This is a genomic window from Polynucleobacter difficilis, assembly GCF_003065365.1.
Taxonomy (GTDB): domain Bacteria; phylum Pseudomonadota; class Gammaproteobacteria; order Burkholderiales; family Burkholderiaceae; genus Polynucleobacter; species Polynucleobacter difficilis.
The window spans coordinates 645,161-661,350 of sequence record NZ_CP023276.1; the positions used below are offsets into that span (position 1 = coordinate 645,161).

The 16,190-nt window shown below is 51.3% G+C and carries 14 protein-coding genes and 1 tRNA gene; 13 read left to right on the forward strand and 2 right to left on the reverse strand.

What is annotated here, in order from left to right:
- Positions 1-64 precede the first annotated feature (64 nt).
- On the forward strand, positions 65-712 hold the full coding sequence (locus AOC34_RS03335; protein WP_234408144.1) for a C40 family peptidase: 648 nt from the start codon (positions 65-67) through the stop codon (positions 710-712).
- Here the strand turns inward: AOC34_RS03335 and AOC34_RS03340 are convergent.
- Complete coding sequence (locus tag AOC34_RS03340; RefSeq protein WP_108468767.1) at positions 709-1,608, reverse strand: patatin-like phospholipase family protein; 900 nt, start codon at positions 1,606-1,608, stop codon at positions 709-711. The two genes, AOC34_RS03335 and AOC34_RS03340, sit on opposite strands and share 4 nt — an antisense overlap.
- A 231-nt stretch (positions 1,609-1,839) precedes the next feature.
- On the opposite strand from AOC34_RS03340, the gene scpB reads away from it, so the two are divergent.
- From scpB to AOC34_RS03400, 12 genes are all read left to right on the forward strand, one after another.
- A complete protein-coding gene (gene scpB / locus AOC34_RS03345; RefSeq protein WP_108468768.1) occupies positions 1,840-2,511 on the forward strand; it encodes an SMC-Scp complex subunit ScpB in 672 nt (223 codons plus the stop codon).
- On the forward strand, positions 2,511-4,250 hold the full coding sequence (gene rluB, locus AOC34_RS03350; RefSeq protein ID WP_108468769.1) for a 23S rRNA pseudouridine(2605) synthase RluB: 1,740 nt from the start codon (positions 2,511-2,513) through the stop codon (positions 4,248-4,250). The genes scpB and rluB overlap by 1 nt, the downstream gene beginning before the upstream one ends.
- A gap of 174 nt (positions 4,251-4,424) precedes the next feature.
- Positions 4,425-4,916 (forward strand): ribosome maturation factor RimP, encoded by a 492-nt coding sequence (gene rimP / locus AOC34_RS03355; protein ID WP_108470024.1) that lies wholly within the window; start codon positions 4,425-4,427, stop codon positions 4,914-4,916.
- Positions 4,913-6,391, forward strand: a complete 1,479-nt coding sequence (gene nusA / locus AOC34_RS03360; RefSeq protein WP_108468770.1) for a transcription termination factor NusA — start codon at positions 4,913-4,915, stop codon at positions 6,389-6,391. Before rimP ends, nusA begins: the two co-directional genes overlap by 4 nt.
- A gap of 10 nt (positions 6,392-6,401) precedes the next feature.
- Positions 6,402-9,167 (forward strand): translation initiation factor IF-2, encoded by a 2,766-nt coding sequence (gene infB, locus AOC34_RS03365; protein WP_108468771.1) that lies wholly within the window; start codon positions 6,402-6,404, stop codon positions 9,165-9,167.
- Between the two features lie 17 nt (positions 9,168-9,184).
- Positions 9,185-9,544: a 30S ribosome-binding factor RbfA gene (gene rbfA, locus AOC34_RS03370; RefSeq protein WP_108468772.1), complete on the forward strand. Its 360-nt coding sequence runs from the start codon at positions 9,185-9,187 to the stop codon at positions 9,542-9,544.
- 8 nt (positions 9,545-9,552) lie between these two features.
- Positions 9,553-10,476, forward strand: a complete 924-nt coding sequence (gene truB, locus AOC34_RS03375) for a tRNA pseudouridine(55) synthase TruB (protein WP_108468773.1) — start codon at positions 9,553-9,555, stop codon at positions 10,474-10,476.
- A 27-nt stretch (positions 10,477-10,503) separates the two neighbouring features.
- Positions 10,504-12,321, forward strand: a complete 1,818-nt coding sequence (gene typA, locus AOC34_RS03380) for a translational GTPase TypA (RefSeq protein WP_108468774.1) — start codon at positions 10,504-10,506, stop codon at positions 12,319-12,321.
- Between the two features lie 99 nt (positions 12,322-12,420).
- On the forward strand, positions 12,421-13,557 hold the full coding sequence (gene dusA / locus AOC34_RS03385; protein WP_234408145.1) for a tRNA dihydrouridine(20/20a) synthase DusA: 1,137 nt from the start codon (positions 12,421-12,423) through the stop codon (positions 13,555-13,557).
- The gene (locus tag AOC34_RS10380; RefSeq protein ID WP_108468775.1) at positions 13,554-14,891 is read left to right on the forward strand and encodes an ATP-dependent DNA helicase; all 1,338 of its coding nucleotides are present in this window, start codon (positions 13,554-13,556) and stop codon (positions 14,889-14,891) included. Before dusA ends, AOC34_RS10380 begins: the two co-directional genes overlap by 4 nt.
- An 86-nt stretch (positions 14,892-14,977) precedes the next feature.
- Positions 14,978-15,052, forward strand: a tRNA-His gene (locus AOC34_RS03395).
- 23 nt (positions 15,053-15,075) lie between these two features.
- The gene (locus AOC34_RS03400; protein WP_108468776.1) at positions 15,076-15,288 is read left to right on the forward strand and encodes a DUF3820 family protein; all 213 of its coding nucleotides are present in this window, start codon (positions 15,076-15,078) and stop codon (positions 15,286-15,288) included.
- Positions 15,289-15,307: 19 nt separating this feature from the next.
- Here AOC34_RS03400 and purU read toward each other — a convergent pair whose 3' ends face one another.
- Positions 15,308-16,168 carry a formyltetrahydrofolate deformylase gene (gene purU / locus AOC34_RS03405; RefSeq protein WP_108468777.1) on the reverse strand — a complete coding sequence of 287 codons (861 nt, stop codon included), beginning with the start codon at positions 16,166-16,168 and terminating at the stop codon, positions 15,308-15,310.
- Positions 16,169-16,190 lie beyond the last annotated feature (22 nt).

Consider the following 16,190-nt stretch of genomic DNA (forward strand, 5'->3'; position numbering starts at 1 on the left):
AAACAATGACTTAAGCTAAGTAAGCCGGTTTGGAGGATTGTAAAAAGTTTGATACACTCCGGCTATGCCAATGTCTTTTAGCCACTCCACTTCAGTACGCCGACTTGCGCGATCATTCGCGCTGGTGTGTTCGCTCGCGGTTTGCACCGCTGCGGGAGCAAATGAGCAGGCCAAAGAAGCGCCGACCGAATCGTTTACACAGGCAGGTAAGGCGTATTTCATTCGTGCTGCAGATAAATTAGTGGATTCGGTATCGGGTCGTTCTGAGAGTCTGATTAATCAGGCAATGGAACTCATTGGTGTGCGCTATCGCTGGAACATGGATATTCCGCAATCGGGTCTCGATGGTAGTGGTTTCGTTGCCTACGTTTTTAAAGACAAGCTGAGCTTTTTGATTCCTCGCAAATCGTCCCAGATGAGCAAAGTAGGGAAGTCCATCACCCGCGATGATTTACAGCCTGGCGATTTAGTGTTCTTCAACACCATGCGCATGACCTTCTCGCATGTGGGAATTTATGTTGGTGAGAACAAGTTCATTCACTCGCCATCCAAAGGCGCCAGCATTCGGGTCGATGACATGACGAGTGTGTATTGGGATAAGCGTTTTGATGGCGCCCGTCGCCTCGATGGTAGCGATGAGTTTTCCGAGCAGGAACGGAAAAACCTCATGAACGAAATGAAGAAGTTTAAAAAACAAACCCAGATGTTTTAAGCGCTAATTAGCGCTTTTATCTGAGCCATTTTTTCTTGAGTGGCAATCTCTCCAGCCAGTATTGCAGCACTTCTCGCCTTAAAGTCAGCGCCGCCCATTTGATGGAGCTTTGGCTGAATTACGATATCGGCGCTTTGCAGTTCAAAGCTATTAATGCTTTGCTGCATGATGCTAATGGTTTGCTGGAGCACTCCTAGCGTACCGCTCGCATTTTGCTGGCCAGGCTCATTCGAAATCGAAACTGCAATAATTACCGTGGCACCCATTTGCTTCGCGTATTGCACCGGTACTGGTGCAACAAGACCCCCGTCGACATACTCGCGACCCTGAATGGTGGTTGGTTGAAATACGCCCGGAATACTGCAGGAGGCGCGCACTGCGATACCAGTATTGCCACTACGAAACAGCACCCCTTTGCCGGATTGCAAATCAGTTGCAACAACACCCAAGGGCATACGCATCTGTTCAATGGTTCGGTTTTTCACTTCCCGATTGATCATGGCCTGCAGTGCGTCTCCCTTAATGAGGCCACCAAACCGGCCGGCAAACGGCAGCCCCCAGTCGGCAATTGTGGCTTCATCCAGTGTGAGGGCTATGCGATTGAGGTCGTTTCCGCTTAGGCCCGAGGCATAGAGCGAGGCGATCACGCTGCCTGCACTGCTCCCCACCACCAGATTGGGTGAAATGCCTTGGGCCTCTAGGGCTTTAATCACGCCAATGTGAGCAAAGCCCCGTGCGGCGCCGGCACCCAGAACCAAGCCAACAACCGGTTTTTTAGGGCTAACGGTCGTGCAGGCGCTTAATCCAAGGGCGCTGGCCCCTGCGAATGCCGATGCAAGGCCTAAAAAATGACGCCGTTTTGGCTCGGGGGTAGGGGGTAGGGCAAATAATTCCATTTGGCTATTGTAGGCAGCCTCCCCTATAATGGCGCAACTAGTGAGCGAATTGTGAGAATTACCTTGTAGGTTGCTCCCATACCGTATCCGCTCAGACAATAGCGTCCAAACCTAACTCCTGACCCACGAAGTCGCCTTGGACGATTGCCTGAAGCAGCTAGAGAACACCCCAACCCATGACGGATAGCCCTTTTTATGCCACTCAGGCTTTGACCTGTTAGGCCGAATTTTATGGATGATCACAAAAAACGCGTTATTGAAACCGCCCTCTTGTGCGCGCAAGAGCCCATTACAGCAATGGATCTCACACGCCTATTTACCGACGATACCAGCCAAGCCGATATTGAAACGGTCTTGACGGCGATTCAAGAAGACTGGCAAGACAAAGGGATGGAGCTGGTGCACATTGCAACCGGTTGGCGTTTTCAGAGTCGTTTATCGATGCGCGAGTACTTGGATCGACTGACTCCAGAAAAGCCGCCGCGGTATTCACGTGCGGTGATGGAAACCCTGGCCATCATTGCTTATCGCCAGCCCGTCACCCGTGGTGAGATTGAAGAGATCCGCGGTGTTGCTGTGAGTAGCAATGTGATGAAGCAACTCGAAGACCGCGGTTGGGTTGAAGTCATTGGCCACAAAGAAACAATTGGTCGCCCTGGTCTCTATGCAACCACGAAACAATTTCTCGATGATTTAAGCCTGCCGAATTTACAAAGCCTGCCCTTACTCGAAGATGCCGCGCCAACGTTTGAGTCCTTGGGCCAAGGCGTGATTGAATTTGATCAATCCGCCACAGTCGAGACGGTCATCACGATGGAAGAGGGCAGTAGTTCTGATGATCAGCAAGAGGCCGAGCCTGCATCCGATGACGAGCCCAAGCTCGATAACACACCAAACCATTAATGACCTCTTCCAACGAATCCAATTCAGCAGCGCCCAATTTGAATACCGCACCTGTTGGCAGTGACAGCAGTTCAGGTACTACTTCTTCAGAAAATAAAAGCGAAGCGACCAGTGGTGCGCCCAGTGGCGAGCAGGGTGAACAGGGCGAACGCCGCCCCCGTCGCTTTGGCAAGCACCCGTTTAAGAATCGCAAACCCCGCGGGGATAGACCGCCGCGTCCAGAGGGTGGTGAGCGTAAGCCCCATACGCCAGGCGAACAAAAAGTAAAGCCTACATTTGATCCTGCTCAAAGCGATGCCTTATTTGCTTCGGTAGTGTCGGGTGAATTTGATGCGGCCCTGGATGCGCCTGAAGCCGAAATCGCCAACCCAGATTTAGCCAATTCCTCGGATGAAATTGCAGTCTCCCATCACGCTGGGGTTGAGCGCAATGCCAATCGCCAGCACGATCACGATGATCTAGATGGTCCCACCGACGATGAAATGAGTAGTTTGCAATTTACGAACGTGGATGAATTGCCACTCAGTTTGCGGGACGAAGTCTGGTCTGATTTAGATGGTCTCGATGATGACGCGGACGATGAGGATACCGTCAAGCTGCACAAGGTGTTAGCCGATGTGGGTATGGGCTCACGCCGCGAGATGGAAGATTTGATTGTGCAAGGCCGGGTATCGGTGAATGGCATGCCAGCGCATATTGGTCAGCGGGTTGGTCCCACCGATCAAGTACGTATAAATGGCAAGGCAGTGCACCGCAAAATTCAGACCAAGCCACCACGCGTTATTTTGTATCACAAGCCCTCGGGTGAAATCGTTAGCCAAGCCGACCCAGAAGGTCGTCCGACCGTCTTTGATCGATTGCCTAAGCCACGCCAAGGGCGCTGGATTGCAGTCGGTCGACTCGACTTTAATACCGAAGGGTTGTTGTTGTTTACAACCTCGGGCGAACTAGCCAATCGATTGATGCATCCCCGTTACGGCGTTGAGCGTGAATACGCTGTACGTATCTTGGGTGAGCTCAGTGATGAGCAGCAGTCTCAATTAAAAACAGGTATTCAGTTAGACGATGGGCAGGCCCGTTTTCTACGCCTTGCCTCTGGCGGCGGCGACGGCGCAAACCGCTGGTACCACGTGGCCTTAACTGAGGGTCGCAACCGCGAGGTGCGCCGGATGTTCGAGGCCAGTGGCCATACCGTTTCCAGACTAATTCGCACGCGCTATGGAATCTTTTTATTGCCCCCACGCTTACGCCGCGGCAAATGGGAAGAAATTCCAAACGAAGGCGTTGCCCAACTCATGAAAGCGGCCGGCCTCAAAGTGCCTCAAGCCAGTGATAAGGGCCGCTCCAATCCATCGGGTCGCGGTGATTCCAATCCAGCTAGAGGGGATGATTTCCAGCCAGATCCCATGCAAACCTCGGTCTCTTATTGGGGCTCGCGTGAAGCATTAACCATGGCCAATCAGCACCATGGACTGACGCACCAAGGTAAAAATGCAAAACCCGGCGGTGGTGGTCAAGGCCAGGCCGGTAGGGGCCGTGGCCAAGGACAAGGCGGTCGGGCCGGCGGGCAAGGCCAAGGACAAGGCGGAAGAGGTAAAAAAGTCCATCATGGGCATGCATTTAACCCCCAATCCCCGCAAGGGCCAGGGGCTGGTGGACCAAAGCGGGGCGCTCCCAAGGGGCGCAAACCCTTCAATAAAGGGCCCAGAAAACCGCGAAATCCAAGCGAAAGCTTCTGATTTCACTCAAGATTTGGCTTAATCAGCTATAATTCTCCCCGTAGTTACGCTGTTGTAGTTTGCAGCGCCGTTTTACCGGCTGATGTTGCGATCAACGTAAGCTGGCCTGTTCTGTAGTTCGGAATATGGGCTTTGAAGCCCATTTTTTTTGCCATTTTTGCAGCAAGGGGCGTTGTGCGAGAGCAGCAGATTATTTCTGCCGAGTTGGGAAATCTAGGTTACGCGTTGGTTGATATTGAGCGCGAAGCCGGAGGCTTGCTACGTGTAACGATTGAGAATCAAGACTACGAGCGTTTAATCACGGTCGAGGATTGCGAAAAAGTAAGTCACCAGTTGAGTTACTCCTTGCCGGTGGAAAACATTCCGTATGAACGACTGGAGATCTCGTCCCCAGGACTGGATCGCCCTGTGAAAAGTGCTGCTGATTTTGTGCGATTTGCGGGTTTTGAAGTTGATCTGAAACTGCGTGTTGCAGTGTCTGGTCGCAAGAATTTTCGTGGCGTATTGGAGGGGCTCATCGCTGGAAGCGTTGACTCACCCGATGCCAAGTTTGGTTTGTTGTTTGAGGCGAGCGATGGTGCAGAGTCTCAGTTGGAGTTTTCCCTTGCCGAGGTCGATAAGACTCGGTTGGTCCCTGTCATTGATTTCAAAGGAAGAAAATCATGAGTCGTGAAGTTCTCATGTTGGCTGACGCCCTGGCGCGTGAAAAAAACGTTGATCGTGAAATTGTTTTCGAGGCACTCGAGCTTGCGCTCGCCTCGGCTACAAAGAAACGCTATGAAGAGGATGTTGACGTTCGCGTCGGCATCGATCGCGAGTCTGGTGAGTACGAAAGCTTTCGCCGCTGGCTAGTTGTCCCCAATGAGGCTGGATTGCAAGAGCCCGACAAAGAAATCCTGTTGTTTGAAGCCCAAGAGCAATTTCCGGACATGGAAGTCGGCGAATTCATTGAAGAACAGATCGAGTCCCTCGCATTTGGCCGTATTGGCGCACAAGCTGCCAAGCAAGTGATTCTGCAGCGCATTCGGGATGCCGAGCGTGAGCAAATTCTGAACGATTACCTTGAGCGTGGCGAGCTAGTCATGACCGGTACGGTCAAGCGCGCTGATAAAAATGGCCTCATCATTGAATCGGGTCGTGTAGAAGCCTTATTGCGCCGCGACCAGATGATTCCAAAAGAGAATTTACGTTCCGGCGATCGCGTACGCGCCTATATTTTGAAAGTGGATCGTGAAGTACGCGGCCCCCAAATCGAACTGTCACGTACTTGCCCAGAATTTCTCATTAAGCTATTTGAGAATGAAGTGCCTGAGATTGAGCAAGGCTTGCTCGAGCTTAAAGGTGCTGCTCGTGACCCTGGCGTACGCGCTAAAATTGCGGTTGTCACCTATGACAAGCGCATCGATCCAATCGGTACCTGCGTTGGTGTTCGTGGAACCCGCGTTACAGCGGTTCGCAACGAGGTTGCTGGTGAAGCAGTCGATATTGTTCTGTGGTCTGAAGATCCTGCGCAATTTGTGATTGGCGCGCTCGCTCCAGCACAAGTGTCATCGATCGTGGTGGATGAAGAGCGCCATGCAATGGACGTAGTGGTGGACGAAGAGAATTTGGCCATCGCCATTGGTCGTAGCGGTCAAAACGTACGTTTGGCCAGTGAATTAACCGGCTGGCAAATCAACATCATGACACCAGAAGAGTCGGCCGATAAAACTGAAAAAGAAGTGGCTGTTGTGCGCCAAATCTTTATGGATAAACTCGACGTTGATCAAGAGGTAGCTGATATTTTGATTGAAGAAGGCTTCAATACGCTCGAGGAAGTAGCTTATGTTCCATTAAGCGAAATGCTCGAGATCGATGCCTTTGATGAAGATACCGTAAACGAACTGCGGACCCGTGCCCGTGATTCTTTGCTGACGATGGAGTTAGCAAAAGAAGAGCGCGTTGGCGAGGTATCCCAAGATTTACGTTCCCTTGAGGGAATGACGACGGAGTTGATTGCAAAGCTTGCTGACAATCAAGTTCATACCCGTGACGACCTTGCTGAACTGGCTGTTGATGAGCTAGTTGAGGCGACACAAATTGACGAAGAAACAGCGAAAACGCTCATCATGAAAGCGCGCGAACATTGGTTTACTTCATGAGAGGAAGTGCATGGCAACGACCACAATAAAAGAACTTGCTCAGGAGCTTAAACGCACCTCGGCTGACCTCTTAGATCAATTGAAAGCAGCCGGAATCAATAAAGATTCTGAGGATGCCAAGATTACCGAGAAGGATAAAACCGCACTGCTCGAGCATTTGCAAAAAGAGCATGGCAGTGCTGACACGGGCGCGCGCAAAAAGATTACTTTAACTAAGCGTGAGACTTCCGAGATCCGCCAGGCTGATTCCACTGGAAAAACCCGCACCGTACAAATTGAGGTCCGTAAAAAACGGGTGCTCGTCAAGCGTGGCGATGAGGCGGCCAAGGCGGAAGAGGCGCCAGTAGAAGAAAAACCAGCAAAAGCGGCTGTAAGCAAGCCCCTCTTGTCTGAGGAAGAGTTAGAAAAGCGGGCTGCAGAAGCAACCCGTCAAGCCGAGCTATTGGCGCGTCAAGAAGCCGAAATGAAAGCGGCTGAAGAAGCCCGTCAAAAAGCGGCAGCAACGCCAGCAGAAGGTAAGTCATCTGCAGAGGATGCGAAAGAAGCGAAGTCGGCTGAAGCGATCGAATCCAAAAAGAAGAAAGACCTTGCAGCAAAAGAATTGACTGATGCTAGCGAAAAGCAGTTGGCGGATATTCGTTCGCGCCGTGCAGCAGCAGAAGCAGAAGCTTTGGCGATTCGGGACATGATGAGTGCGCCTGCGCGCGTTCTCAAGGCTCCAAGCGAAGTGGCTGCCGAAGAAGCGAAAAAAGGTACTTTACATAAGCCTTTAAAAGCAGAAGGTGCCGACGACAAAAAGAAAACCCCTACTAAGGTTGGCGGGAAACTCATTAAGTCGTCCGAAACATCCTCCACCTGGCAAGAGGAAGGCGCTAAGCGCGCTGGCGGATTAAAAACCCGTGGTGATACTTCCGGTGGTGTTGGCGGCGGCTGGCGTGCAGGTGGTGGGCGCAATAAGCGTCAGCGCCAAAGCTCCGACAGCAATGTGGATACGAACTTCCAAGTGCCAACCGAGCCAGTGGTTCGCGATGTGCATGTGCCTGAAACCATTACCGTTGCCGATTTAGCTCACAGCATGTCGGTCAAGAGTGCTGAAGTGATTAAGCTGCTGATGGGCATGGGCCAGATGGTCACCATCAACCAAGTACTTGATCAAGATACCGCCATGATTTTGGTGGAAGAGATGGGCCATAAAGCATTTGCGGCCAAACTCGATGATCCTGATTTAGACCTCGGTATTACAGGACAGGATGCCGAGCTTCTGGGTCGCCCACCGGTAGTAACCGTGATGGGTCACGTTGACCATGGAAAAACATCGCTCCTGGATAAGATTCGCCTTGCAAAAGTGGCGTCTGGTGAAGCCGGCGGAATTACCCAGCACATTGGCGCCTACCACGTTGAAACACCGCGTGGTGTGATTACTTTCTTGGATACACCAGGTCACGAGGCATTTACTGCCATGCGTGCACGTGGTGCTAAGGCAACCGACATCGTTATTTTGGTGGTGGCTGCTGATGATGGCGTGATGCCGCAAACCAAAGAAGCGATTGCCCATGCTAGAGCTGCTGGAGTGCCGATTGTGGTGGCGATTAACAAAATCGACAAACCCGAAGCCAATCCCGAGCGTGTCAAACAAGAGTTGGTCGCTGAGCAGGTTGTGCCAGAAGAGTATGGCGGCGATATTCCATTCATTCCAGTCTCCGCAAAAAGTGGTGAGGGCATTGATTCCTTGTTGGAAAACGTCTTGCTGCAAGCTGAAGTCCTTGAATTAAAAGCACCGAAAGATGCGCCAGCCCATGGTCTAGTAATTGAAGCGCGTCTGGACAAAGGTAAAGGTCCGGTTGCAACCGTATTGGTTCAGTCTGGAACGCTCAAGCGTGGCGACATGATTTTGGCGGGCTCTTCCTTTGGCCGTGTCCGTGCGATGCTGGATGAAAACGGCAAGCCATGTAGCGAAGCAGGCCCTTCCATTCCGGTGGAGATTCAGGGTCTGTCGGAAGTGCCAGCTGCAGGTGAAGCGGTTCAAGTGGTGCCAGATGAGCGTAAAGCGCGTGAGATTGCGCTCTTCCGTCAAGGTAAGTTCCGCGATGTGAAGTTGGCAAAACAACAGGCTGTCAAACTCGAGACCATGATGGAAACCATGGGCGAGGGCGCAATTGAAGCCAAGCTTCTGCCAATTATTATTAAAGCGGATGTGCAGGGCTCACAAGAGGCCTTATCGCAATCGCTGCAAAAGCTATCTACCCCGGAAGTCAAGGTGCAGATTGTTCACGCTGGTGTGGGCGGCATTACCGAGACCGACGTCAACTTAGCGGTTGCCTCCAAAGCCGTCATCATTGGCTTCAATTCGCGCGCCGATGCGTTAGCGCGTAAGTTGGCTGAAAACAATGGCGTCGATATTCGTTACCACAACATTATTTATGATGCGGTTGATGAAGTGAAGTTGGCCCTGAGCGGCATGTTGACACCAGATAAGAAAGAAGAGATCACGGGTCTCGTAGAGATTCGCCAAGTCTTCTTGGTATCTAAAGTTGGCGCGATTGCAGGTTGCTTGGTCGTTGACGGATTAGTTAAGCGCACTTCAAGCGTACGTTTGCTGCGTGACAACGTCGTTATCTGGACGGGCGAGCTCGACTCACTCAAGCGCTTTAAAGATGACGCTAAAGAAGTGCGTGCCGGTGTTGAGTGTGGTCTGTCATTGAAGGGCTACAACGACATTCAAGAGGGCGATCAGCTTGAAGTGTTTGAAGTGACTGAAGTAGCGCGTTCGCTCTAATTCGGATTGCGGTCTTTATGCATAAAACGAGCCCCCATCGCAATCAACGCCTAGCGGATCAAATTCAGCGTGATTTAGCTGAGTTGATTCCGCGCGAATTGCGTAGCACCAGCTTGGGACTCATTACCCTGCAAGGGGTTGAGCTGTCACCGGATTTGGCGCACGCCAAAATCTTCTTCACGGTTCTCGGCGCTGATCCAGATCACGCTCTGACCGCCTTGCAAGAAAAGGCCGGCTATTTGCATTCCTTGCTGTTCAAGCGCTTGCATATTCATACTGTTCCTACCCTGCATTTTGTGCACGACGTATCAGTTGAGCGTGGCATGGAAATGTCCCGATTAATTGATCAAGCGGTCGACAGTGACCGCAAAGACTGAGAAATTTGATGCGCCAACGCCTTGATGGGGTCGTATTGCTGGACAAGCCCCTAGGCATGAGTTCACAGGGCGCTGTGACTGCGGTTAAGCGCGCGCTCAATGCCGATAAAGCAGGGCATACCGGAACTTTAGACCCAATGGCAACTGGCCTTCTGCCCATTTGCTTGGGCGAGGCTACCAAATACTCGCAAGATTTATTGGATGCAGACAAGCGCTACATTGCACGCGTTCGTTTTGGTGCGAATACCGATACAGGCGATGCGGAAGGACAGATTGTGACGTCCTTTCCTTTGCCGCAGTTTGCCGATGATGCCGCGATTCAGATCGCCTTAAACGCCTTATTACCTGCGTTTACCGGTCCGATTCTGCAAGTGCCACCCATGTACTCGGCACTCAAGCGCGACGGTAAGCCCTTATATGAATATGCCCGCGCTGGTGTCGAGCTCGAACGCGATGCGCGTTCGGTTGTCATCCATGCGATTGCTTGGACTGAGGTGCAATGGCCCGAAGCCACTTTGGAAGTGAGTTGCAGCAAGGGAACGTACATTCGGGTGTTGGCAGAAGATTTAGGCACAGCACTCGGCTGTGGCGCCCATTTGGTTGGACTACGTCGCAGCGAAGTTGGGCATCTGAGCTTGGCGCAGTCGATCTCCTTGGATGATCTCTTGCGAACAACCGCAGATCACGCCGATTTTATTTTGCCCGTAGATGCTTTATTGCAAACCTTGCCGCACCTCACCGTAGATGCGCAACAAGCCAAGCGCCTAGAAATGGGTCAACGCGTTCCGCTCACCGTAAATGCGAAATTTCCATTGGCAGAAGCCTTGGTACGGATTTATCGCGCTACCGCAGCGCCCCACAATTTTATTGGTACTGCCGATTGCCGCTCCGGCGTACTACACCCTAAACGCTTGATTTCACAGGCCCCTTAACCTTATTTTTAACTTTAGAAGCTTCACATGACTAAACGCGCACTTCGTAATATTGCAATCATCGCCCACGTTGACCACGGTAAAACTACCTTAGTGGATCAATTGCTGCGCCAATCTGGCACCTTCCGCTCCAATGAAAAAATGACCGAGCGGGTTATGGACTCGAACGATCTTGAAAAAGAGCGTGGCATTACGATTTTGTCCAAAAACTGCGCAGTCGAATACGACGGCACCCACATCAATATCGTTGATACACCAGGGCACGCTGACTTCGGTGGTGAGGTAGAACGCGTTCTCTCGATGGTCGATGGCGTTTTGTTATTGGTTGATGCAGTTGAAGGCCCAATGCCACAGACCCGCTTCGTGACGAAAAAAGCCCTGGCCTTGGGTCTCAAGCCCATCGTCGTTATCAATAAAGTCGATCGTCCAGGTGCGCGTTGCGATTACGTGATTAACGCCACGTTTGAGTTATTCGACAAACTGGGCGCCTCGGAAGAGCAGCTCGACTTCCCAATCATTTACGCTTCTGGCTTAAATGGTTATGCCGGTAATTCAGAAGACGTCCGCTCGGGCGATATGCGTCCCTTGTTTGATGCTGTTCTCAAGAATGTGCCGATGCGAGATGATGATCCAGATGGCCCATTGCAGTTCCAAATCTCCTCGATTGATTACAACAGCTATGTCGGTAAGATTGGCGTCGGCCGTATTAATCGTGGCCGCGTGAAAGCAGGCATGGAAGTCATTTGCATGAATGGCCCAGAAGGCACTCCGTTCAAGGGGCGCGTGAATCAAGTACTGAAATTCAAAGGCCTTGAGCGTGAAGTCGTGGAAGAAGCAGTGGCAGGTGACATTGCCTTGATAAACGGTATTGAAGATCTAGCCATTGGTACAACCATTTGTGCAGTGGATAAACCTGATCCATTGCCGATGCTCAAAATCGATGAACCTACCTTAACCATGAACTTCATGGTTAACACCAGCCCACTCGCTGGTCGTGAGGGCAAGTTTGTCACTAGCCGTCAGATTCGGGAGCGCTTGGATCGCGAGCTCAAATCCAATATGGCTTTGCGTGTGCGCCAAACCGATGACGACACGGTTTTCGAGGTTTCTGGTCGCGGCGAGTTGCATTTAACGATCTTGGTTGAGACCATGCGCCGTGAAGGCTATGAGATGGCAGTATCCCGTCCACGCGTGGTATTCCATGAAGAAAATGGCGTCAAGATGGAGCCATTTGAGAACCTCACGGTTGACATTGAAGACACCACCCAAGGTGCTGTCATGGAAGACTTGGGTAAGCGTAAGGGCGAGTTGCTTGATATGGTGAGCGACGGTAAAGGCCGCACACGACTGGAATACCGTATTCCTGCACGCGGATTGATCGGCTTTCAGGGTGACTTTATGACCATGACCCGCGGTAATGGTTTGATGAGCCACACCTTTGATTGCTATGCACCAGCAAAAGATGGTGTATTAGGCGAGCGCCATAACGGCGTATTGATTAGCCAAGATGATGGTGAAGCTGTTGCCTATGCTATTTGGAAGCTGCAAGACCGTGGTCGTATGTTTGTGAAGCACGGCGACCCTGTGTACGAAGGTATGGTCATTGGTATTCATAGTCGCGATAACGATCTGGTTGTTAACCCCATTAAGGGCAAGCAGCTGACCAACGTACGCTCTTCCGGTACCGATGAAGCCGTTCGTCTTGTAACACCAATAGATCTGACGTTAGAGTACGCAGTGGAATTCATTAGCGACGATGAGTTGGTGGAAGTTACTCCCAAGAGCGTTCGCGTTCGCAAGCGTTACTTAAAAGAACATGAGCGTAAAAAAGCATCACGCGATTAAGTTCCTGCGATTGCTAGAAAAACCACCTTCGGGTGGTTTTTTCTCTCTGCATGGGGCGGTGGTACTGGATAATGGTTTGAAGCCAATCATAGAAATCCAATGGGTTCAGTTGCAATGACGCAATCCGATAACAAACACCAAGCCAATCCTGGGGGCAAACGTTTAGCCGTTGCGCCCATGATGGAGTGGACCGATCGGCACTGCCGCTCCTTTCATCGGCAACTATCGAAGCAGGCTGTGCTCTATACCGAAATGGTGACCACTGGTGCATTGCTGCATGGCGATGTGCCGCGTCATCTCGATTACTCTGAGGAGCAGCACCCCGTAGTACTGCAACTGGGCGGTAGCGAGCCAGCAGATCTGGCCAAAGCTGCAGCTTTAGCGGCCCAATGGGGCTATGACGAAATTGATCTGAATTGCGGCTGCCCTTCGGAGCGGGTACAGCGCGGCGCCTTTGGTGCTTGCCTGATGGCAGAACCGCAATTAGTGGCCGATTGCGTTCGAGCGATGCGGGCAGCATGCGATTTGCCTATCTCGGTGAAGCATCGACTGGGCCTCGACCATATGGATGCGAGTACGCATCAGGCAGACTATCAGTTCGCGCTGAATTTTATGTTGGCGGTGGCCGATGCTGGCGCCCATCAGGTAACCATTCATGCGCGGAACGCCGTATTAAAAGGCCTTTCCCCCAAAGAAAATCGTAGTAAGCCACCCTTGCACTATGCCGTGGCAGCGCAATTGCGCTTGGATCTTAAAAAGCAGTTTCCAGGCGTGGCCGTTTTACTCAATGGCGGCCTGGAGAACAACGATCAGATTGCGGGCCATTGGCATGACTTTGATGGCTTTATGGTGGGGCGTGCTGCCTATCACTTTCCGGCGATGTTGCTTGGCTGGGATGACTTGCTCGAGACTAATGGCGAGGCTGCAGGTTATCTCTTTAGTGAGTCGGAGTGGCATCGCGTGCAAATTGGTTTAGTGCATCAGGTATGGCGCTGGTTTGATGAATGCCAGAGCAAGGGCAAGCCGTTTTATATCGGCGCTTTTACCCGGCACATACTAGGCTTGGCCCATGGCAGGGCGGGCTCACGCTATTGGCGTCAGCGCCTATCTGATCACCATGCTTTGGCTAAGGTGCAGAGCAAAGCGGCGATTGCCGACTTTTTCCTTGAAGCCAGTTTGGAACTAGGGGATTGGGCTGCGTTTGAAATGGATACCGCCTCGGCGGAACATTCATGAGTGCAGTACAAAACCCGGGCGCTGATCTCGAGCTGGAGATCACTCCAGATTACCAATCGGCTTTGGATGCAGTCGAGCGTGGCGATCCCTACATCTTCATTAGCGGTAAGGCAGGTACGGGCAAAACCACCTTAATTAGCCACCTGCGTAAAACCATTGCTGGAAACGTTGTAGTGCTAGCCCCTACGGGAGTGGCAGCACTGCAGGTGCGCGGTGTCACGATTCACTCCTTCTTTCGTTTGCCCCCACGGTTGATTTTTCCAGAAGAGGACATTAAGCCACTGCGGTCCTCCCGAGAGCGCCAACTGTACAAGGATATTCGCTTACTCATCATTGATGAGATCTCGATGGTGCGAGCTGATCTGGTCGATGCGATTGATCTTTTCTTGCGCGAAAACGGACCCCAAAAAGGCGAGCCATTTGGGGGCATACAAGTGATGTTTGTCGGTGATTTATTTCAATTGCCGCCAGTGGTATCGAGTAGCGATATGCACATCCTGCATGAGCGTGGCTATGAGGGCCCGTATTTCTTTTGCGCCATGGCGCTACACCGTAAAGACATTACGATGATCGAGCTGACGAAAATCTTCCGTCAAAAAGATGCCCATTTTGCACAGTTGCTTAATCAAATCCGCATTAATGAAGACATTGAAGTCGCGCTGGAAACCATTAATGCTGCCTGCTTTGATAAGGCAGCAGAGCCTGATCCGATGACAATCACCCTGACTACGACCAATGCCAGGGCAGACATGATCAACCACGGTGAACTCAAAAATCTAACGAGCGATGCCACCAGCTTTACAGGTAAGCTCGAGGGAAAGTTCAATGTGGATGAGCGTAATTTACCGTCGCCCATGAACTTAACCCTAAAAGTAGGTTCGAAAGTCATGTTTACGGCTAATGACAATGGCTTTCCTAAAAAATGGGTCAACGGCAGCATTGGTATTGTTCATGAAATCGGCAAAGACAAAATTAAGGTCAAGATTCCCAATGGAGCCTATACAAATACGGTTGAGGTAACGCCGTTTAAATGGGAATCCTATAAGTACGATCACGATATGGTATCTGGAAAAATTAAGCCCAATGTGATTGGTTCCTATGAGCAAATGCCACTCATGCTGGCATGGGCTGTGACGATCCACAAAAGCCAGGGGAAGACCCTCGATAAAGTGAAGGTCGATCTATCATCTGGGGCGTTTGCATCGGGCCAGGTATATGTTGCACTCAGCCGTTGTCGCTCGATTGAGGGGATCTCTTTAGAGCGGCCAATTGTGCTGAAGGAAGTGCGCTGCGACCCCGAAATTAAGCGCTTTTACATGGCGTGTTTGCCCTAAAAACCAGCTCAAATTGCCTGCGCATTGGCCGACCGGCAAATTTTGGCTAAAAGCCGACAAAAAGCTATAATCTCATTTCTTCTACGGTGGCTGTAGCTCAGCGGTAGAGTCCTGGATTGTGATTCCAGTTGTCGTGGGTTCGAACCCCATCAGCCACCCCAATTCCCCCTCCCTCTGCACCACAGTGACCCCAGAATCCCTTGAAAAGCTCGTTCGCATGAAAATGCCGTATGGCAAGTATGCTGGCCGCATCCTTTCCGAATTGCCGGGAGATTACCTATCTTGGTTTGCCCGCAAAGGCTTTCCGAAGGGTGAATTGGGTGAATTGCTGGAGCTAATGCACACCCTAGACCACAATGATTTGCGTGGACTGTTAAAGCCCCTCTCAGGGCATTAAGCAGTCCTCTTGCGAAGAATTAATCCGCAAATACAACGGATTTATTGCCGTTAATTAAGACCCGGTCATTCAGGTAGTAGCGCAGCGCGCGCGACAATACTTGACGTTCTAAATCACGGCCTTTGCGCACCAAATCTTCTGCGCTATCGCTATGGCTAATGCGGGTTACGTCTTGCTCGATGATGGGACCTTCGTCCAGATCGCTCGTGACAAAATGGGATGTTGCCCCAATCAGCTTAATGCCGCGGGCATGTGCCTGATGGTAGGGTTTTGCGCCCTTAAAGCTGGGCAAAAAGGAGTGGTGCACATTAATGCAGCGACCCGATAGCTTGGCCGATAAATCATCCGACAGAATTTGCATGTAACGCGCCAAAATCACCATGTCTACTTTGGCATCTTCAACGATGCTCAGTAGCTTTGCTTCTTGTACGCTTTTTGTTTCCGGGGTGACCGGTAGGTAATGAAATGGAATATCAGCAAAATCAATGCTGGCATAGACCGAGCGGGGGTGATTCGACACAATGCCAGCAATAATCATCGGCAATTCGCCAATACGCCAGCGGTACAGCAAGTCGACCAAACAATGATCTAGCTTAGAGGCCATGATTAAAACGCGTTTGAGTACGGCGGTAGAGCGCAACTCCCAAGAGAGCTGAAAGCGCTCGACGATGGGCTTAAAGCCAGAGCGTAGCCCCTCTAAATCGACGCTCGCATCGCAACTGAAGCTGACGCGCATAAAAAAGCGCCCTGAGTCTTTATCGTCGAACTGCTGCGCCTCTTGAATGTCGCCGCCTGCCTCAAAAATATAGCTGGCAACGGCAGCAACAATGCCGGGGCGATTTTGACATGTTAATGTGAGGTTGATGTTTTGCTCTGGCATAGTGAAAATATTTAAAAGTAAT